The organism is Streptomyces canus, assembly GCF_030815415.1.
Taxonomy (GTDB): domain Bacteria; phylum Actinomycetota; class Actinomycetes; order Streptomycetales; family Streptomycetaceae; genus Streptomyces; species Streptomyces canus_F.
The window spans coordinates 563,866-582,619 of record NZ_JAUSWW010000001.1 but is presented as its reverse complement, the minus strand read 5'-3'; the positions used below and the strand labels follow the sequence as shown (position 1 = coordinate 582,619).

Genomic DNA, 18,754 nt, shown 5'->3' with positions numbered 1-18,754 from the left:
CGTCACCATGGCCGTCGACGGAAATACGTGTTGCCGCGACGACCGTAGAGCAGGGCCACGCCGGTGCCGGTCAGAACCACCGCCACGACGGCCAACACGGCGTACTCCCGCCCGTACGGATTCTCCGGGTCCATGAAGCCCCACGCCAGGGACCCCGGTACGACGAGGAGCCACACGGCAGCGGCCGTGCCGACGATCCTGGCTGTCCACCGGCCGCGACGGATGCGTGCGGCGGCCCAGATGTAGAAGCAGAAGATCGCAACGGTCCCCTGCTGCTCGGCCAGGCCGACGCTCCCGCTGACCAACACCCAGAGCACCGCGGACGTGATCAACAGCCAGAACGCCACGGTGATCACCCGGGGCCTGCGGGCATCCGCCTCTACCTCTTCCTCCTCCTCGGGCTCCTCGGGCTCCTCGGGCAGGAGTTCCGCCGCGCCCGGTTCGTTCGGCGAGCCGGTCATGGGCGTACCTCCGCTGTGCGCCGACGGGCCGCCCGCGCGCCGATCGCGGTTCCGAGCACCAGCACCGCGACGACCTTTCCCTCACCCGGCACGGAGGTGATGTCGGCCGGCACGAGGGTCACGTCGTCCGGGAGGAGCAGCGTGATCAGCTCCAGCGACCCGTTGCGACGCTTGACCAGAACTGAGCGTTCGAACGGCGTGCCGCGAGAGGCGAAGTTCGCAGTCAAATCCGCACTCGCCCCGCCCTCGCCGCCCGACCAGTCGTTCTTCACGTGGGTCGGATTGACGTACTCCTGGAACAATTCCTTCCGCGACGTCTGCGGCGCCGCCGCACCACACGCCGACACCGGTACGGCGACCAGGGCCACGACGGCCGGGGACGCCCCCGAGCGTGCTCGCACCATGCCCTTCCCCCTTCACGAGTCTGTCGGGCAATGCCTACCGGCACAGCGTCGGGAGGGGTCCCGGAAAGGCCCCGGGAAGCTGGGGCGCGCTCAGGTTCGGAGGGGAGAGCGGGAGGACCTCATGGTCACTCACGCCCCAGGTGTCGGAGCGTATGCCGAGGGGCGTCAAGGGCGCGTTGGTGGCGGTGTGGTGCCAGGCCGTGCACAACGGCCTTGCCGGATGGCTCGGCTGGACCCTGATGAACGACCGTCCCACCCACCATCAGGAGGTCGAAGCACTGGGTGCCGCGTTCACCGCGGACGAACGGGGCACGGCGTCGGGAGACCAGGAGCAGGAGGTCGACCTCCTGCTCCGGACGAAGCGGTGACGATGATGACCGAGCAGGCCGGTCCGCGGCAGCTGGCGGGTTTGGTCCATCGGCGCGGAGCGTGCGTGCTCGGTGATGACGTACGTGACGTGCCTGGCGACTCTCCCCTCGGATTGGTCTGGACAACAAACCACCCCCAGGCCGCTGGCCTGGGGGCGAATTCTAGTAGGGCTTGGTCAGGTTCGTAGTGGTGTGGGTATGTCGCGGTGGCAGGTGGGGCAGGCGCCGGTCCAGGTGGCGAGGAGAGTCTGCAGGTCGCGGACCACTTGGTAGAGGCTCAGGCCTGCGTGGCGTCTTTTGGGTCTGGTGCCAGTCGTTGCAGGGTGCAGAAGGCGTGGGCGGCGGAGACGAGGGTGACGTGGTGGTGCCATCCGCTCCAGGTGCGGCCTTCGAAGTGGGCCAGTCCCAGGGCCTGTTTCATCTCGCGGTAGTCGTGCTCGATGCGCCAGCGGAGCTTGGCCAGCCGCACCAGCGTGGCCAGTGGCATGCCGGAGGGCAGGTTGGAGAGCCAGAACTGGACCGGCTCGGGCTCGGTCGCGGGCCATTCCGCCAGCAGCCACCGCACGGGCAGTTCAGGATCGTCGGTGGCCTTGCGGATGGCGCGGCCGGCCGGGCGGATCCGCAGGGCGACGAACCGCGAATACATACGCTTGAAGCCACTGACCCCCTTGCCCGGCCGGGAGCCTTCCCGCCACGACACCGGTCTCGCGGCCGTTCTCCCGGCCGCGATGACCAGGTCTTTCATGCTCTGCGCAGGCTCGGGGTACTGCATTTTGGGTGGCCGGCCGGTGCCCGCACAGTCGGGCTGGACGGGTTGGGCGTCGGCGGGCTGGGCGGTATGGCGGGAAGAAATCCCCACCGCGTAGGGCTGCTTGCGTTCCTCCAGGCCCAGCCGGAAGGCGGCGGCATCGCCGTATCCGGCGTCCGCGACGACCAAAGGGACGTCGATGCCCCACGACCGGGTCTCGTCGATCATGTCCAGGGCCAGCTGCCACTTCTCCACATGCCCCACCCCGTCGGGGATCCCGCACCGGCCGCGGCGGGCGATCTTGTCCGGGTCGGCCTCCGGCGCGTCGGGATCCCAGGATGCGGGCAGGAACAGCCGCCAGTCGATCGCGGCGGAGGCACGGTCGTTGGCCAGGTGCAGCGAGACGCCCACCTGGCAGTTGGTGACCTTGCCCGCGGTGCCGGTGTACTGCCTCGACACACACGCCGAAGCATCCCCGTCCTTCAAAAAGCCGGTGTCGTCCACGATCAACGCCTCGGGGCCGATCGCCTCGTGCATCCTCCAGGCCAGCCGGGCCCGCACGTGCGCGGGATCCCACGGGCTGGAGGTGATGAAGTGCGCCAGCGCCTGCCGGTTGCCGTCCTCACCCAGCCGGGCCGCCATCGGCTCCACCGACTTGCGCTGCCCGTCCAGCAGCAGCCCGCGCACATACGCCTGCCCCCACCGCCGTTGATCCGCACGGAAGAACCCGTCGAACAACTCCGCCGCGAACGCCTCCAAGTCCCCCCGGACCGAGGCCATCTCCTCAGGTGTCACACCACTCCAACGACACACACGCAGCATCAGACACGCACGCACAAGTGAAGATGACCAAGCCCTACTAGAGCGGGTGACGAGAATCGAACTCGCGCTCTTGGCTTGGGAAGCTGAGGTGTTCCAGGGCCGATTGCCTCGCGTAGCTGCGGGAGAGGGGGTTTCAGCAGGCGCCTGGTCGTCGGCTCGGTTCCCCGGTGTTCGCCGTGAGACCGCGACGCACCTGTCATACGGGCACGCAGCGGGCACGGCCGAGGGCTTTGCGTGGTCGACTGCTCAACTCGGTTGACCGCACGAGCCGCAGTTGCTCTACTGCGATGACGGGGAGGCCGAGGTGTTCGGGCTGCTCGCGATCGCCCCCGGACCCGACACGAGCCTACGGGCCGCCGCCAGCCTCACCGGCCGCGACCTGAGCCGGACCAGGACCGTACTGCGCAGGCTGGAACAGGCCTCGCTCATCAGCCGGGACGCAGCCGGCCGCTACCGCATGCACGACCTGATCCGGCGCTACGCCACCACTGCCCACGCCCCGTCCGACGACACACGGAGCACGGCGCTGCGGCGGGCCCTCGCCTACTACACGCACACCGCGCATGCCGCCGCCCGACTCCTGGACTCCCACCGCGAGCCCATCGAGCTCGGACCGTTGGACCCCGCCTGCCTACCTCCGGCGCTGCCCGACATCCCGGCGGCGATGGACTGGTTCGACACCGAGCACCGCAACCTGCTCGCCGCACAACGCACCGCCGTCAGGCACGCGTGGCACCGTACGGCATGGCAGCTGGCCTGGACGCTGAACGACTACCACTACCGGCGAGGACACCGCCAGGACCAGCTCGCCGTGTGGCGGATCGCGGTCGACTCCGCGGCCCGGTTGCCCGATCCCGGCGCCCAGATCCTCACCCACCGGCTCCTCGGCCGCGCGCACGTCGTGCTCGGACATCACCAGGAGGCGATCGACGCCCTGAACCAGGCCCTCGCCCTGAGCGAGCAGCAAAACGATCGCGCCCTCCAGGCCCAGGCGCACTACACGCTTGCGTCGATCTGGCCGGACGGCCGTCGGGCGCTGGAGCACGCCAGGCGCGCACTGGATCTCTACCGCGGCCTCGACCAGCCGATCGCGGAGGCCAACGCACTCAACGCCGTGGGCTGGTACACCGCGCTCCTCGGCGAAGCCGACGACACCGCCCGTCGGCACTGCCAGGCCGCCCTCGCCCTGTACCGGCACCACCAGGACGTGAACGGGCAGGCGCAGACCCTGGACAGCCTCGGCTACATCGACCACCACAGCGGCCGCCACCTCGACGCCGTCGAGCACTACCGCCAGGCCATCAGCCTGTACCGCGACCTCGACAACTTCTACGAGGCCGCCGACACGCTCGAGCGGCTCGGTCATCCGTACGCCGCCCTCTGCCGGCACGACCAGGCCCGAGAGGTGTGGCGCGAAGCCCGCGACCTGTACCGGCGGCAGGGCCGTGACCAGGAGGCCGAGGAGGTGCAGCGACAGCTCGATCAAGCCGAAACCGACCACGAGAGCCTCGAGGCTCCCAAGGGGGAACACGCCACATGCGCATGAACACGAAGGTCGCGGCCACTGTCCCGGCGCTGGCCATGACCACGGGATTGCTGGCCATGTCCGGAGCAGCCACGACCGCCACTGCCGCGGAAGGCTGCAGCACCAGCCCGGTGACCGGGACCGCTCGCTCGGCGGTCGGAGCCAGGGGTCAGCTCTTCGAGCTGAGGTACAACGGCTCCGGGAACAACACCTGTGCCTGGGGCCGGGTCACCAACGGCTCCGTCGGCATGCACGTCTGGGTCGACCGCAGCAACGACGGCGGCAGGACCTGGCAGCCGCAGCTGGGCTGGCGCCAGATCGACGCGGGAACCAGCGTGCACACCGAAGCCTGGAACGACGCCAACGGCTACCTCATGCGGGCCTGCGGGGACTCCGGGTACAACACGGCGATCACCTGCACCGGCTGGTACTAGGGTCCGGCTTCCGGATGGGCCCGGTTGTGCACCGGGCCCGTCCGGCGGGCTGCGTCAACTCACCTTGAGAGAACGGGGTCGGCGAAGACAGCCACGAGCGCGTCCTCGGCGTCCAGCTGGCGGCCGTCGTCGCCGCGGGCGAGCGCGGCGAGTTGCTGGGCTTGGGCGAGGCCAGCGGTGCCGTAGCACGATAACGGCCGCCGCAGCCGAGTTCACCCGCTCACCGGCCGTGATGCAGGTCGTTCAGCTGCCGGAGCCCGGGCCATAGAGCGCAGCGATGTCTTTGGACGTCGCCCACCGGCTGTAGGTGGGCGACTGGGGCCAGCCCTCGGGCGAGTCCTGCCACTCCTCCTGCCGTCCGTACGGCAGGACGTCGATCAGCGGGAAGGTGTGGCTGAGCTGTTCGGTGCCCCGGCCGTTGGTGTGCCAGGTGCGATAGACGGTGTCGCCGTCGCGCAGGAACACGTTGACCGCGAATCCTGCGTCGGGCGGTGCACCGACGTCGGCCCCGAAGGAGCTGTTGGCAGTGGAGTACCACGTCATCTGGTTGCCGACCCGCTGCCGGTAGGCGAGTGCCTCTTTGATCGGGCCCTGGGTGACGATGACGAATCGCGCATCGTAGTTGTCCAGGAACTCCAGGCGGGTGTACTGCGAGGTGAACCCTGTGCAGCCCGGGCACTGCCAGTCCTTGCCGGCGAACCACATGTGGTTGTAGACGATCAGTTGCCTCTTGCCTTCGAAGACGTCCGCCAGCCGAACGGGGCCGTCCTCGCCCTGCAGGGTGTAGTCGGGCATCTCGACCATCGGCAGGCGACGACGCTCGGCGGCGATGGCGTCAAGCTCCCGCGTCGCGGCCTTCTCCCGGGCACGCAGCGCCTCGAGTTGGCGCTCCCACGATGCGGCGTCGACGACGGGTGGTAGTGCGTGGGTGGTCATGGTCCCTCACAGAACTCGTGTGCAGCTTTCGCTCGTGCAGAGGTAGACCCCACCGGGCCCCGGAACTCATCGGCCCGAGCCGTCCCTTCGGCGCTCGCACGATTCCGCATGGCGGGCAGTTCCGCGCGTCGAGGATGGACAGCGGGCGTGCCGGCCGGTGACCCGTCGGTCCTCGAGACCGCTGTGATCGGCGTCCCCGACGAGAAATGGGGAGAAGCCATCGTCGCCGAAGTGCAGCCACGGCCGGGTCTGACGGTCGATCCGGCATTGCTGTAGGCACTCTGTGCGCGCAGTCTCAGCGGGTACAAGCGGCCGACCTCGTACGCCGTCGTGGAGGCCACCCCCAAGAACGCGCTGGGCAAGATCGACAAGGCCGCGATGCGAGCGGCTCGTACCGCTGCGTCGGCCGCCGCTTAGACGCGGGCGGGGCGAACTCCCGCGAGGCGTGGGTGGCGGTGGCGCCCGCCTTCACCGACTGTGAGTCCACGACCGCGGCACTCGGCTCAACGAGTGGCAGTACGCGCTTCTCGCGGAGGTCGTTGCCCTGCGATACCGCGCTGGCCTCACTCCTCCGGTATCGAGTGCGGCGCGGTCGGTGTGGATCTCGTGGCCGGCTGGCGCAGCAGTTGTTCGATGAGGCGTTCCTTGGCCAGGGCGAGGTGGCGCCGGTAGGTGCCGTAGGGCACCCCGAGTCGTCGGGCGGCGGCCCTGTGGGTGCGGGAGGCCGAGATGTAGGCGGCGGTGAGGGCCTCGTGGGCTTTGACGCCCGCCGGGTCAATCTGTATCGCGTCGAGTGCGGTGGTGATGGCGCCGCGCAGGACCGCGGCCGGGTCGGATGAGCCCGGCGCCACGAGATGGGAGTGCAGCAGGACGCTGGTCGCGAATTCGCGCGGGGTGTGCCAGGTGCGCAGCGCCTCGAGTACGGCTTCCTCGAACGCGGCGCGCGGCAGCTGGTCGCCCGGGCCGCTCGCGGAGGCGATTGCGGGCCATGTCGCCAGGGGCGTGACCGCGGTGCGCGCCCGGTTTTGCACCCACTGTTCCACCGCTTGCCGTCGCCAGTCCCGACCGAAGACATGCTGTCGCAGGCCGCCGACGTCCACGGCCGCGACCTCCGGCATCCCGGCCTCGGCGAGGTAGCGCCCCCACAGGCCGGCGTCTTCGAAGACGGTGAAGGTGACCGCGCGTCCGTGGATCCTCATCTCCTCGGCGAGGGTGCGCCGGCTGATGAGTTCCATCAGGGGCGAGGGCCGCTGGCCCCCGCCGGGCTGCACCGCGAAGCGGCGGATGCCCAGGTGCTCGCCCGGTCCCAGGGGTGCGGCCGTCTCCACGAGGTCCCAGACCGCTGCGATGACCGGGTCCTCGGCGAGGTCCTCGGGCAGCGGTGCGTCCAGCCGCAGGATGGCCATGAACGAAACAGGTGTGGTGGAGCCGGTGTAGCGGTGGACGCGGAAGGCGTCCGGCTGGCGGCGCAGCCAGTGCGCGACCGCGGCTGCCGATGCCGGGCCCTCGGCCTCCTCGGCCATGCGCAGCACGGCGGGTACGTCGGCGGGCCGGAGCGGAGTGTCCTCGATGTGAGGGTGCGTCCGGTAGTTGTACAGGTTCTCCGGGCCGCCCTGGTCGCGGAAGAGGAACATCCATTCCGTGACTCGTAAGAGCGCGTCGTCGGCGGTGGCGGAGCGAACGGCCTCCAGGCCGGCGAGGGAGATGCGGGCGCGGATGTCGTCGTAGCGCTCGGGGTCCCGCCAGCGCAGGTCGGCCTCGAGGGTCGCCCGCACCGCGTCGTGCGGGTGCAGCCCTTCCGGTGTGACCTCGATGTAGGGCAGCTGGCGCAGCCAGGGGAACACCGTATTGGTGTCCTCGTCACCCAGTACCGCGCGCAGCAGGGGCTCGCGGGTGACATAGGTCTGTGCGACGACTTCGAGGGCACGTCGATGGAGGACGCTGGGCAGGTCGCCGACCAGCCGCTCGACCAAGGTCGTCAGGGTGTCGCCGGTGGGGTACCACGGCGCGCCGGGTGCGGCCGGGGGCACGGAGGCGGCCAGTGAGAGGGCGAGCGGGCTGCCTCCCGCGAAGGCGACGAAGGCGCCGCGCTGCTCGGCGGGGACCCCCCGGGCGGCGAGCAGGGCGTCGGACTCGGCGGGATCGAGCGGCCGTACGGGCAGTGCGGTGAACAGTTGCGCCCACCCGGGGTCCAGCGACCATTCGGCGTCGGGGGCGGTCCTGCCGGCCACCACCACGATCGCCTGGTCGGCGAGCCGCAGCAGGAAGGTCTCGCGCAGCCACGTCTCGAGGGGCTGGCACTGTTCGAAGGTGTCGATGAGCAGCACCGCGCCTGGTTCGGCGCACGCCGGGGCGGCGGCCTCCTCCAGCCTGCGCGGGTCGGCGTCGAGGAACCGGGCGTCCACATGCACCACGCGGCGGCCGGCGAGTTCCGCCTGCCGGGCGGCGTAGCGCACGAGCGAGGACTTGCCGATGCCGCCGGGGCCGTGCAGGTAGGCGACGAGCGGAGCGTGCGCCGCGCCCGACAGCATCAGGTCGAGCACCGCCCGCTCCGGCTCCCTGCCCACCAGCGCTTCGGCTCGTGCCGCGGCCAGTCGGTCCGCCAGTCCCGCCGCTGCCAATCCAAGCTCCTTTCGCCAGGCCCATTCTGCCGTCGAAGATCGGTGTGATGAAGCGCTTTCTAAGTAGTGGTACCGAGCGCGGGGGAGCACCCCGGGGCAGGGGGCGCTGCTCGGATGTGTGCTGCATCGATTCGGTGTCGTCCGGGTGTTACGCGCCCCAGTCCCTGTCCTCGGCGCGCTCGTCACTTCTCCTTGGCGCGGCGTCGAGCGGGACGTGTCGTTGCCCTTTCTGCGTGGCCTGGGTCGAGTCCTTATGCTCCGCCTTTGCGGCGGCGAGGCGCGGCCGAGCGGGACGGCATCGAGCGCATGTGGTCGCGCACCGGCGCCAGCAGGCCGGCGAGAGCTTCGACGTCGTCGCGCGAAAGCGGTTCGAACAGCAGGCCGCTGACCACTTCGATGTGGCCCGGCAGCACCTTCGCGAGCAGCTCACGTCCGGCGTCGGTGAGGGTGACGGTGATGCTCCGTTCGTCGTCCGGTGAGGGAGCGCGGACGACCAGGCCCTCCTTCTGGAGCAGATCCACCTGGTAGGTCAGGCCGCTGCGGCTGTAGACGACGCCGTCGGCCAGGTCGGTCATGCGGTGACTGCCCGTCGGAGAGTCCCCGAGGCGGGCCAGCAGCTGGAACTGCACGTAGCTGAGATCGCCGGCCTCGCGCAGCTGCTGCTCGACCGCGTGCCGGAGCAGGCTGGTCACCTCGATGAGGTCGAAGTAGGCGCCGAGCTGTACGGGGTCGAGTGACGGCGGTGAATCAGGCATGACCGCAGTCTACTGCTTCGAATTCGAAGCGTGTGGCGTGGCGCCGTCCAGCCATCCCGGGCGGGGCTGGAACTGAACTCCTGCGTGAGTTCCGGTGCCAGCCCGGGCAGGTGGATCGGAGGGGCGCGAGGGTCGCCCGGCCCGATGTGGTGACCTAGTGGGCACACGGTGTGGGCAGTGTCGGGCCCGACTGAGCACCGCAGAACATGGAGTTCGGACAGGGCCGCGGCACAGGGTTACGAGCAGAAGGACGGCGCCGCCGCCCACGTATCCCGAGGACCGGCCTTGAGCATCCCCTGCCTCGCGCAATGTCGTTCTCGGCCCTCCCCGGTGGCGGCACGACAGCCCGGCCGCAGCGCAGAAGCCATGAACACGATGCCGGGATGAGCGCCGCCGCGTGGAGGCCGGTGTCCCTGGCGGTCCTGTGCGCCGGCGTCGGTTACGGGTGCTCGACTCGCCTCCTCGCGGACTGGGTTGCGGAGGCGGTGTGCCGGTCACTGGCGGCCGGGGGTGCGCGCGCCGAGGTGGAGGTGCTGGAGCTGCACCGGCTGGCGGCCGACCTCGCCCAGTTCTCCGCCCAGGGCCGCGCCAGCCTGGACCTGCGGGAGGCGATCGCGGCGGTCGTGACAGCGGACGGGCTGGTGGTGGCGACCCCGGTGCTCGCCGCATCCCCGAGCAAGGTGTTCGACTCGTTCTTCGCCGTCCTCGGGGACAAAGTCCTCTCCGGCATGCCGGTGCTGCTGGCGCTCAACAGCGGCTGCCACCGGCGGCCGCCCGACCTCGCGCAGGTGATGCGCACGCGTCTGGCCGGCGTGCACGCCGAACCGGTGCCCACGGTCGTCGTCGCGGGCCCCGCCGACTGGCAGACCACGGTTGGCAGCGACGCGGGGCGGCTGCGCGCCTGCATCGACCGAGCCGCCGTCGAGCTCGCCACGGCGATGCGCTCTCGCCGGCAGTGACCGACACCACTTGCTTCGAATTCGAAGCAGATGTACTGTCATCAACAGTTGCTTCGAATTCGAAGCAACTCCCATCGCAGTGAAGGTGAGAACCCCCATGAAGGCAGTGCGTTTCCACGAGTACGGCGATCCCGACGTCCTGCGCTACGAGGACGTGGAGCAGCCCGTCCCCGGGGCCGGTGAGGTCCTGATCCGCGTCGCCGCGACGTCGTTCAACCCTGTCGACGGCAACATCCGCGGTGGCTTCATGCGCGGCCCCATACCGGTGGTGCTGCCGCACACTCCCGGCATCGACGTCGCCGGAACGGTCGAGGCGCTGGGCGAGGGCGTGGACGGCACAGCGGTCGGTGACGACGTCGTCGGCTTCCTGCCGATGGACGGCAACGGAGCCGCGGCGGATTACGTTCTCGCGCCGGCCGAGGTCCTGGCCCCGGCCCCCAAGACCATCCCCCTGGCCGACGCCGCCGCACTCCCGGTGGTGGGCCTGACCGCGTGGCAGGCCCTGTTCGACCACGGCAAGCTGACGGCCGGGCAACGCGTGCTGATCAACGGAGCCGGTGGAGCGGTCGGCGGCTACGCCGTACAACTGGCCAAGAACGCCGGCGCCCACGTCATCGCCACAGCCAGTCCGCGCAGCAGCGAGGCGGTCACATCGGCCGGCGCCGACGAAGTCATCGACCACACCACCACCAGCGTGACCGCCGCGGTGACCGAACCGGTCGACCTCGCACTCAACCTTGCACCGGTCGCCCCGGACGAACTGGCCGCGCTCGTCACGCTGGTCCGTTCCGGCGGGGTCGTCGTGAACACCACGGTATGGATGCCCGTCCCCAGCGACGAGGAGCGCGACGTGCAGGGCATCGACCTGTTCGTCCGCAGCGACGCCGACCAGCTGGCCCAACTCGTGGCGCTGACGGACCGCGGCGAGCTGCGCGTCGACGTCGCCGAGCGGCTGCCGCTGGCCGACCTGCCGGCGCTCCACGCCCGGGCCGCCGAAGGCACCGTGCACGGCAAGGTCATCGTCGTTCCGCCCGCCGTCTGACGCCGATCCTCCACCGAAAGGAAAAGGCCATGGCACTCAGTCTGGATCCCGAAGTCGCCGAGGCGCTGGCCCCGATGGCCGGCGCGATGGCGGACGCAACACCACCGGCAGTGGGGGACATCGCGGCGCGGCGCGCCATGTGGGAGCCGATCATCGGCGCCGCGGGAACGGCCCAGCCGATCCCGGCCGACGTGCAGACCAGCGAGCACCACACGACCGCAGGCGACGGCGCGCGGATCACCATGCGCTGGTACACCAAGGACGGCGCGGCGCCGGGCCCGGCCGTGCTGTTCTTCCACGGCGGCGGATACATCTTCGGCCACATCGACCTGTTCGACGGCCCGGTCTCCCGCTACGTCTCCGCCAGCGGCGTGCCGATGCTGTCAGTCCAGTACCGCCGCGCCCCCGAGCACCCCTTCCCGACCCCGCTCGAGGACGCCTACACCGCACTGCGCTGGCTGCACGCACACGCCGCCGAACTCGGCATCGACCCGGACCGGATCGGTGTGATGGGTGACAGCGCGGGCGGCGGCATGGCCGCGGGACTGACGATCCTCGCCCGCGAGCGCGGCGGCCCGAAGATCGCCCGCCAGATCCTGCTCATGCCGATGCTCGACGACCGCACCACCACCCCCGATCCACACATCGCGCCCTACGCGCTGTGGTCCTACGACGACAGCCTCACCGCCTGGCCGGCCCTGCTCGGCGAGGCCGCCGGCGGGCCCGACGTCCCGGCCGCGGCGGCCCCGGCCCGGCTCGAGGACGCGACCGGACTGCCGCCGGCCTACATCGAGGTCGGCCAGCTCGACGTCTTCCGCGACGAAGACACCGCTTACGCCACCAAGCTCAGCCGCGCCGGCGTGCCGGTCGAATTCCACCTGCACCCCGGCGCCCCGCACGAGTTCGACTCCATCGCCTTCACCTCCGATGTCGCCCGCCGCGCCATCGCCGACCGCGTCCGGGTCCTGAAGTCGATCTGAGCCGGCACCGAGCGCCCTCACCCTGTGCCGCAGCAGGGGTATGCAAGCCCGCCACACAGGCAGGCCCTCGCTCCGTAGCCCTCCGCGATGGGGCCCCTCGGACACCGGCAAGAACAGACTGAAGCACCGCGCGGCCGGGCCGGACTCCCACGTCGGGCAGCGTGCGCATCGATGGCCGGGAGACTGCCGGCCTGCATGCCAGCCGACGGCACTTGATCCTCACCTGACTGACCTTTGAAGGAGACGATTTCGATGATTCCTGATGACGACCTGTCCCGTTCGCTGACCGTGGCGGACCCCGACGATCCCGGTACGACGTACATCTCTTTGGTGGGCAACACGTACGCCATGCTCGTCACCGGCGAGCAGACCGACGGCCGGTACTGCCTGATCGACATGCTCGTGCCCGACGGCGGTGGTCCGCCGCCGCACCGGCACGACTTCGAGGAGATGTTCACGGTCCTCGAGGGCGAGATCGAGTTCACCTTCCGCGGCGAGAAGCACACGGTGCGGGCCGGGTCCACAGTGAACATCCCGGCCAACGCCCCGCACAACTTCCGCAACGCCTCGGGTGCGCCGGCCCGCATGCTGTGCATGTGCACCCCGGCCGGCCAGGACGAGTACTTCACGCGCATCGGCGATGTCGTCGCGGGCAAGGACGCGCCGCCGCCACAGCTGTCGCAGGGCGAGCTCGCGGAGCGCCGCCGCCGCGCGGCCGAGTTGGCCTCGACCTATCGGAGCGAGTTCCTGTGACTCGCAGGGCCGGCAAGCCCGGTACCGGTCGACAGGGTGAAATTCCCGCTGAGCTGGACAGTCAGGGCCCGATTGTTCGGATCCATCACTAACAGCCGCCGCCTGGCTGCCGCCCGGTCTCGAGGGCGCGGCCTCTGAGGCGACGACGGGCCAGTTTCCTTTCCCGCTCCCGAGATGCGACCAACGGCGTAGAGCCAAATGCCCTCCCCGTCGGCCGCTCCAGTGAGCAGGCACTACTCATCGACAGTCTCGGCCTTGGCCTTCTCACCATCCAGGACCACCCGTACCGAGCGGCGTTCGACGACACCTGGACACTGCTCACCTTCCTGGCTGCGCGGACGCGACATGTCACGCTCGTCCCGACGGTCAGCTCCCTGCCGTTACGTCCGCCAGCCGTGCTGGCGAAGGCTGTGGCGACCTTGGACAGACTGACCGGCTCCCGGGTCCAGCTCGGCCGGGGTGCCGGCGCCTTCTGGGAAGCCATCGAGGCCATGGGCGGCTCCCGTCGCAGGCCGAGAGAGGCCGTCGACGCACTTGAAGAGGCGATCACCGTCATCCGGGCCATGTGGAGTGGCGAGCGCAGTGTGCGCACGCACGGCGCGTAGTACTCGCGCGCCGGCGTCCGCCCTGCGCGGGTGGAGGATGGCCGTGGATGGAGTGCCGCGCTCGGCCGGGGCGGCGGTGTGCGGCGCGGTGACGGCTTCCGGAAGCTGTGGCTGGCGCGCTGGATGTCCTGTCGGGCTGGTGCGGGCGGATGATGCCCGGGTGTGATCGGCACGCGGGAATGGCCTGGATCGCGGGTGCGTCGGTTGCGGGGCCGGGTAGTTGAAGGTTGAGTGGGGCGGCCGCCGCCTGCGTCCGAGGGCAGCGCCCGTTGGTGCGGGCCTCGCGTCGTCCCCAGACGCGAGGCCCGCGCGGGATCGTCCTCATGACCGTGGGAGCGTGCGGGAGTTCGCCCCGGCGGGCCAAAGGACGAGGGATCGGGGCCGCAGACCGTTCGCGGGAGGCGGGCTCCGGTTTCCCAGCGGGCTCAGTTGACTTCCGGGCCCGGGGGCTGGGGTCGGCCGGCTCCCGGCACAGAAGCCTGGGCGCTCCTTGGGATCCTAGAGCGTGGCGGATGCCGGTCAATCGCCCTGCGATTCAGCCAGTAGGCCAGTTCGGCTGGGGCTTTGGGCCGGACCGAAAGGCTGCCCCGTCCTTGCCCAGCCGGACCTGGTCGACAAGCCACGTCATATCTCCGGCGGGAACCACCCGCTCGGAGAGGAAGGCGGCGGCGAGCCGAGACCAGGGCGACCAGGGCCGTCAGCTGGACAGTCAGGAGATGTGGCTCACCATGTAGGCGGTGCCCACCCTGTCTTCCTCGGGTGAGTCCGCCTGGATCGTGAGGCCCGGCCCGGCCGTGGTGAAGTCGAACCCGTTCGTCATCGGCTGCGTGCAGTCGACGCGCTTGGCTGTCTTGGCGGTGCCCGAGGCGACCGTGAAGGTGACCGTACCCTCCCCTGCGCAGGCCACCTCCACCCGCAGGGCGGTGCCGGTCTTGATGGTCTTGTCCAGGTTCTCTCCGGGCACCGCGAGGGAGCCGGACGAGACCAAGCCCTCCTCATCCGACTCCAGGCGATCCGTCATATTGAGCAGGTCGCGGGCTTCCTTGTCCAGCTGCTCCCGGCCGGACGGGGAGGACGGCTGCGCGGTGGGTGACGCGGTGGAGCTCGCCGCCCTCTGGGACTGGGGAGCCTTGGACGGCGTAGGCGAGTCAGAGCAGGCCGATGCCATGCCGGTAATCAGCGCGACGGCAGTCAGAGCACGGCCGGTGTGGCGGGTGAAGCGGTACATGCGGTCCCCCGAAGTGCAGGCAGAAGCCAAGCAGGCGTACAGAACCAGGTGATCATCCCGTGTGAACACCGCGTCACGCATGCAGTCTGGGCACCGCAACCAGATTGGTGCACAGTTTCGACGTACTTCGCCTGCTCAAAGCCCTCTTCAGCCGTACACGGCAAGAGATCTACCAGCGCATCCCCAACGCATTGAGAGACTCACGGCGTTCGGGGCTCAGTTTGGCGGCTCTCCTGCGGGCGTTGGCGACGAATGATCAGAGTCCGAGGCGAGCGTGGATGGTGGCACGGCGACCTGAAGGTCCTGCGGGGCGCCGCAGGTGGCGCCTTCGGCAAAGAAGGGGGCCCGGTCACGGCAAATGATCTCGATGCCGGGCCGCTCGGCGAGCCAGGCCGCGAGCAAAGCCCCCTTGGCCAACTGCCCCGAACTGACAGCACTCGCCGAACACGTGCGCTCCCTCGCCCACATGCTCACCCACCTGCAAGGCGACCGACTCCCCGAATGGAGCGAAGCAGCCAGCGCCACCGCCGAACTGCTCAGCCTCCGCCAGTTCGCTCAGTACCTCCTGCGCGACCTTGACGCCGTCACCGCCGGCCTCACCCTCGCCTGGAACTCCGGCGTCGTGGAGGGCCATGTCAACAGGATCAAGATGCTCAAGCGTCAGATGTTCGGCCGCGCAGGATTCGAACTTCTACGCAAGCGGGTTCTATTGGCGTGGCCGAGCGTCACCGGACCACACGAAGTGGACCAGAGCCCCTCGTCATCGACAGAGCCACCGGCCCGCCGAATGGGGTCGCAGTCGACGACAGCATCCGCCACGGGACCGTGACCCAGGTGCCCTCGCGGTGGTCACGCAGCCAGACGAGCCGGATGTCGTAGGCGTTGACCGCCTGGATCGGATGCCACCTCCGCGCGGTAGATGGCATCCGATCCGACTGGCCGGGCGCCGGCACCAGTTACGCGCTCTGGGTCAGCAGAGTGGCGTCGATGACCTCAGCGATAAGGGTGGCGCCGCGGCTGTTTTGGTGGATGTGGTCGGTCGTGAGCACGAGACCTCTCCGCCGCGAGATCGTGTCGAGGCTGCGGCGCAGCACTGCGTGCTGGACGAGGACGCCGACGACGGCTGCGGGCGTCACCTCCCGGTATGAAATCGGCGGCGGGTCCGCTTGGCGCAGTTCCTCCATCTGGCGTTCGTGGAGCGGAAGGTAGGCCACCTCGTTGGTGGCGGCGACCTCGGCGATCATCCGGCTGTATGCCTGCGATGCCTGTGCCGCTGCTCCGTCGAGTTGTTGGCCCAGTACCGGGATCGACAGCAGACCGATCGTTGCGTCGGTCTCCGCTCGCAGCCGTGCGACGACGGCTGCCAGGCACTGTTGGAACCAGCCGGCCGACGGGCGAGCGGGGAGCTGTTTGCGCTTCATGGCCTGCTCGACGGGGTAGCCGGCAAGGCTCGCTCGGGCGTCGTTGGTCCCGATCAACACGGTGATCACATCGGGTGGGTTCGTGACGACAGCATCGAGGCGCTGCAAGAGGTTGTAGGCGAAGTCGCCGTTGGCGCCGAAACGGGCAAGCTGCACGTCACCGGGAGGGTGGCGTCGTCCGAGACGATCCAGGTAGTCGACGCTGAACTGCGCGCGGGTGAGGCTGTCGCCGAGGCACGCGATGCGTGTCGTCACGGCGCTTCCTGCGGGGTGGGCGTGCCGATGCGTTCGGTCGGGCGGGTGCCGGTCCGAGGACGGTGGTCGGTGCCGAGGGTCGCAGTGATGGCCAGGATGGACGTCGGCCCCTCCATGTCGACCACGTGCCATACCCCGGCCGGGTTGATGGTGGCCTCGCCCGGCCCGAGCAGAACGCGGTCGGGCACCCCGTCCACGTCGCGGGTGACCGTCACGGACCCGCTGAGGCATACGACCAGTTCGTCGCCTGCGGGGTGGCTCTCCCAATGGTCGCCGGGCCCGTCGCCGTCGAAGATCATCACCATCCGGCCCTCGGCGCCGTCTGCCGCGACCGCGGCGCTGTAGGCCTGGAGCACCTCCGGGTCCCAGGTGAAGCCCTCGACGGGTTTCGCTCTCGATCCCAGTCCGAGGTGCACGGGGGTGGTCCGCAGGTCCATGGCATTGGGTTCGTGGTTGACCAGTCTCATGCCGACGATCGTCCATGACAGCGATCGGGTGGTCTTGAAGAAAAGGGAAGAGAAGCCGACGCGACGGGCAGAGGGTCGGCGGCTACCCGGCTCCGAGGAGGACTTCGCTGCGACGCCAGGCCGTCGGCGACCGGCCCGTGAACTCGCGCCAGTCCCGAACGAGATGGGCCTGGTCGGCGTAGCCAGAGACGGTTGCCACATCGCCCCACGGGAGCGGGTCCTGCGCCGCCGCCAGTTCGTGCGCGTGCTCGAAGCGCAAGACGCGGGCGAAGGTCTTCGGCGACAGGCCCACCTCACCGCGAAATCGCTCGGTGAGGTACCGACGGCTCCAGCCGAGTTCCGCGGCGACCGCACCGACCTGGACGCAACCCCGCGCGGCGACGAGGCGGCGCCACGCCTCGGCTACCTCGGGGCGCGCCCAGCGCACATGGTCGTCGCAGGCGCCGCGGCCGACAGCTCGCAGGAGCAATTCGTCCAGCGCGGTGAACCGCGCCGCCCATGTTGTCGCCGTTCGGAGCCGGTCGACCAACTCGACGGCAAGCGCTCCGAGAAGCTCGTCAAGTGGGACCAGTCGGTGGGCGAGTTCGGCGGCGGGCATGCCGTAGATGGCCCGGGCCCCGAGCGGTGTCAGCGATACCCGAACACCTTGCTGGCGTCCGTCGTGGTGAATCGCGACGGACCGGCACATCAGACCGCCGGCCACGCTGCCGAATCGGGTGACCGGTGACCCGTCGTCAACGCCCGCCGCCACCTCCAAGGGATCTGACAGGCTGATCACCGCGGTGAGCGCGCGGCCCGGCGGGCCGCAGTGCACCCCCGTCGGGAACCCGCGGAGGTCGAAGCCGACATACGAGTTGACGTACTGCCGCAAGACGGGCGCCGGACGTGCACCGATCCCGGTGGCCGTGTGGTCCTCCATTTTCGTCAGTGTACGAGCCGCCCAGCCCAGGAAGATCACCATCCAAGGAGTGATGACCGCCGTTTGCGGCTGGATTTTTCAACGCGCAGCGCGTCCAAGCCGCCGTACCGATGATCGACGCCGTAGCCGACGAACTGCTCGGGGGAGTGCGTGGCCGACTCGGCTCCACGGTGGCGGCGATCTGTTCCGCTCGTTCGCGCAGGTTCTGCTGTGCCGGGCGTGCCCCCACTTCCGGTCTTGATTCCGGACCCCGCCGCACTGCAACCGCCTGGGCGACGTGGCCGCCGTCGCCGCTCCGCTCAACTCCCTTCGCCCGCGCTTCCCATGGCCCACTCCGGGCCGTGATCGATAGGCTGGGAGGGTCGAGGCCTGGGAGGATCCGGCAGTGTCGCTGAGCTACTACGTGTACATCTCCGACAGCAAGGTCGACATGCTGTTGCCGCAGATCGACCCCGGGTTCGGGGCCAAGCGTCAGACGGAGGTGGGCGTGAACCTCTCCGTGCTGTCGGCGAAGCGCACCACCGAGGGTCCGCCGAACGACCGGATCACCCGTCTCGAGGCGGTCGTCCGGTACCTCCGCGACCACGGTGACCTCGGTACGGTGGACGCACCGGGCCAGTACTTCTGGGGCTCGCTGCGGATGCGCTGGGGCGCGTTCCGCGACGACCCTGCGTCCTCCCTGGTGTTCTTCGGCGGGCGCAGCGAGGACACCGTCGTCGCCCTGGGCGGCTCGTACCGGCACGTGTACGACTGGGTGCCGGACGCCGAGGCGCACGGTGTGGGGCGCTCGATGATGTCCTCCATGCTCGACGGCCTCGGGATCACCTCCGATCTGGAGGACGAGTACGTCGCCGACGCGGTGGACGGCGACCTCGACCACGTCGATCGCGCGGCGCTGGGCCGCGTTGAGCGGGCTGTTGCGCGACTGCGCTGGCCGGCGCAGAAGGTCGAGTTCGTGGCGAAGCGGCTGCTGCACGGCGAGAGCCCGGACGGTACCGGTAGGTCGGTGCTGCTTGGAACACCCTTGTACGCCGCCGTGGTGGACTGACGG

General features: G+C 69.9%; 21 protein-coding genes and 1 pseudogene. 11 read left to right on the top strand and 11 right to left on the bottom strand.

What is annotated here, in order from left to right; genetic code table 11:
• Positions 1-2: 2 nt before the first annotated feature.
• On the bottom strand, positions 3-461 hold the full coding sequence (locus tag QF037_RS02715; protein WP_307021415.1) for a hypothetical protein: 459 nt from the start codon (positions 459-461) through the stop codon (positions 3-5).
• Positions 458-865 (bottom strand): hypothetical protein, encoded by a 408-nt coding sequence (locus tag QF037_RS02710; RefSeq protein ID WP_307021413.1) that lies wholly within the window; start codon positions 863-865, stop codon positions 458-460. The genes QF037_RS02715 and QF037_RS02710 overlap by 4 nt, the downstream gene beginning before the upstream one ends.
• A gap of 152 nt (positions 866-1,017) precedes the next feature.
• On the opposite strand from QF037_RS02710, the gene QF037_RS02705 reads away from it, so the two are divergent.
• Positions 1,018-1,233 (top strand): hypothetical protein, encoded by a 216-nt coding sequence (locus QF037_RS02705; RefSeq protein ID WP_307021411.1) that lies wholly within the window; start codon positions 1,018-1,020, stop codon positions 1,231-1,233.
• A 277-nt stretch (positions 1,234-1,510) separates the two neighbouring features.
• Here the strand turns inward: QF037_RS02705 and QF037_RS02700 are convergent, their stop codons facing one another.
• A complete protein-coding gene (locus QF037_RS02700) occupies positions 1,511-2,776 on the bottom strand; it encodes an IS701 family transposase (protein ID WP_373463649.1) in 1,266 nt (421 codons plus the stop codon).
• Between the two features lie 301 nt (positions 2,777-3,077).
• Here QF037_RS02700 and QF037_RS02695 point away from each other — a divergent pair, with 301 nt between their 5' ends.
• Both QF037_RS02695 and QF037_RS02690 read left to right on the top strand, forming a co-directional pair.
• A complete protein-coding gene (locus QF037_RS02695; protein WP_307021409.1) occupies positions 3,078-4,349 on the top strand; it encodes a hypothetical protein in 1,272 nt (423 codons plus the stop codon).
• Positions 4,340-4,762: a glycosyl hydrolase gene (locus QF037_RS02690; RefSeq protein ID WP_307021408.1), complete on the top strand. Its 423-nt coding sequence runs from the start codon at positions 4,340-4,342 to the stop codon at positions 4,760-4,762. The genes QF037_RS02695 and QF037_RS02690 overlap by 10 nt, the downstream gene beginning before the upstream one ends.
• A 74-nt stretch (positions 4,763-4,836) precedes the next feature.
• Here the strand turns inward: QF037_RS02690 and QF037_RS02685 are convergent.
• Both QF037_RS02685 and QF037_RS02680 read right to left on the bottom strand, forming a co-directional pair.
• Positions 4,837-4,965: pseudogene (locus tag QF037_RS02685) on the bottom strand (lanthionine synthetase); the annotation flags it as partial.
• A 40-nt stretch (positions 4,966-5,005) separates the two neighbouring features.
• Positions 5,006-5,698 (bottom strand): DUF899 domain-containing protein, encoded by a 693-nt coding sequence (locus QF037_RS02680; RefSeq protein ID WP_307021407.1) that lies wholly within the window; start codon positions 5,696-5,698, stop codon positions 5,006-5,008.
• Between the two features lie 147 nt (positions 5,699-5,845).
• On the opposite strand from QF037_RS02680, the gene QF037_RS02675 reads away from it, so the two are divergent.
• Positions 5,846-5,974, top strand: coding sequence for an AMP-binding enzyme (locus tag QF037_RS02675; protein WP_307021406.1), 129 nt, complete (start codon positions 5,846-5,848; stop codon positions 5,972-5,974).
• Between the two features lie 287 nt (positions 5,975-6,261).
• On the opposite strand, the gene QF037_RS02670 is transcribed toward QF037_RS02675, so the two are convergent.
• Together QF037_RS02670 and QF037_RS02665 are read right to left on the bottom strand one after the other, a co-directional pair.
• Complete coding sequence (locus QF037_RS02670) at positions 6,262-8,319, bottom strand: ATP-binding protein (protein WP_307021405.1); 2,058 nt, start codon at positions 8,317-8,319, stop codon at positions 6,262-6,264.
• 251 nt (positions 8,320-8,570) lie between these two features.
• On the bottom strand, positions 8,571-9,074 hold the full coding sequence (locus QF037_RS02665; RefSeq protein WP_307021404.1) for a MarR family winged helix-turn-helix transcriptional regulator: 504 nt from the start codon (positions 9,072-9,074) through the stop codon (positions 8,571-8,573).
• A 383-nt stretch (positions 9,075-9,457) separates the two neighbouring features.
• Here QF037_RS02665 and QF037_RS02660 point away from each other — a divergent pair, with 383 nt between their 5' ends.
• The 5 genes from QF037_RS02660 to QF037_RS02640 all read left to right on the top strand — a co-directional run bounded on the left by QF037_RS02660 (position 9,458) and on the right by QF037_RS02640 (position 13,413).
• Complete coding sequence (locus QF037_RS02660; RefSeq protein WP_307021402.1) at positions 9,458-10,033, top strand: NAD(P)H-dependent oxidoreductase; 576 nt, start codon at positions 9,458-9,460, stop codon at positions 10,031-10,033.
• Positions 10,034-10,130: 97 nt separating this feature from the next.
• Entirely contained in the window at positions 10,131-11,075 is a 945-nt protein-coding gene (locus QF037_RS02655) for an NADP-dependent oxidoreductase (RefSeq protein ID WP_307021400.1), read from the top strand.
• A gap of 29 nt (positions 11,076-11,104) precedes the next feature.
• Positions 11,105-12,055, top strand: a complete 951-nt coding sequence (locus QF037_RS02650) for an alpha/beta hydrolase (protein ID WP_307021399.1) — start codon at positions 11,105-11,107, stop codon at positions 12,053-12,055.
• Positions 12,056-12,307: 252 nt separating this feature from the next.
• Positions 12,308-12,808 carry a cupin domain-containing protein gene (locus QF037_RS02645; protein ID WP_307021397.1) on the top strand — a complete coding sequence of 167 codons (501 nt, stop codon included), beginning with the start codon at positions 12,308-12,310 and terminating at the stop codon, positions 12,806-12,808.
• 134 nt (positions 12,809-12,942) lie between these two features.
• Positions 12,943-13,413 (top strand): LLM class flavin-dependent oxidoreductase, encoded by a 471-nt coding sequence (locus QF037_RS02640; RefSeq protein ID WP_307036946.1) that lies wholly within the window; start codon positions 12,943-12,945, stop codon positions 13,411-13,413.
• 709 nt (positions 13,414-14,122) lie between these two features.
• Here the strand turns inward: QF037_RS02640 and QF037_RS02635 are convergent.
• Complete coding sequence (locus QF037_RS02635) at positions 14,123-14,641, bottom strand: hypothetical protein (protein ID WP_307021396.1); 519 nt, start codon at positions 14,639-14,641, stop codon at positions 14,123-14,125.
• 367 nt (positions 14,642-15,008) lie between these two features.
• Here QF037_RS02635 and QF037_RS02630 point away from each other — a divergent pair, with 367 nt between their 5' ends.
• On the top strand, positions 15,009-15,470 hold the full coding sequence (locus tag QF037_RS02630; protein WP_307037820.1) for a hypothetical protein: 462 nt from the start codon (positions 15,009-15,011) through the stop codon (positions 15,468-15,470).
• 127 nt (positions 15,471-15,597) lie between these two features.
• On the opposite strand, the gene QF037_RS02625 is transcribed toward QF037_RS02630, so the two are convergent.
• From QF037_RS02625 to QF037_RS02615, 3 genes are all read right to left on the bottom strand, one after another.
• A complete protein-coding gene (locus tag QF037_RS02625) occupies positions 15,598-16,317 on the bottom strand; it encodes an SGNH/GDSL hydrolase family protein (RefSeq protein WP_307021394.1) in 720 nt (239 codons plus the stop codon).
• Positions 16,314-16,784 (bottom strand): cupin domain-containing protein, encoded by a 471-nt coding sequence (locus QF037_RS02620; RefSeq protein ID WP_307021392.1) that lies wholly within the window; start codon positions 16,782-16,784, stop codon positions 16,314-16,316. Before QF037_RS02620 ends, QF037_RS02625 begins: the two co-directional genes overlap by 4 nt.
• Positions 16,785-16,866: 82 nt before the next feature.
• Positions 16,867-17,703 (bottom strand): AraC family transcriptional regulator, encoded by an 837-nt coding sequence (locus tag QF037_RS02615; protein WP_307021390.1) that lies wholly within the window; start codon positions 17,701-17,703, stop codon positions 16,867-16,869.
• 385 nt (positions 17,704-18,088) lie between these two features.
• On the opposite strand from QF037_RS02615, the gene QF037_RS02610 reads away from it, so the two are divergent.
• Positions 18,089-18,751, top strand: coding sequence for a DUF7019 family protein (locus QF037_RS02610; RefSeq protein ID WP_307021388.1), 663 nt, complete (start codon positions 18,089-18,091; stop codon positions 18,749-18,751).
• Positions 18,752-18,754: the final 3 nt, after the last annotated feature.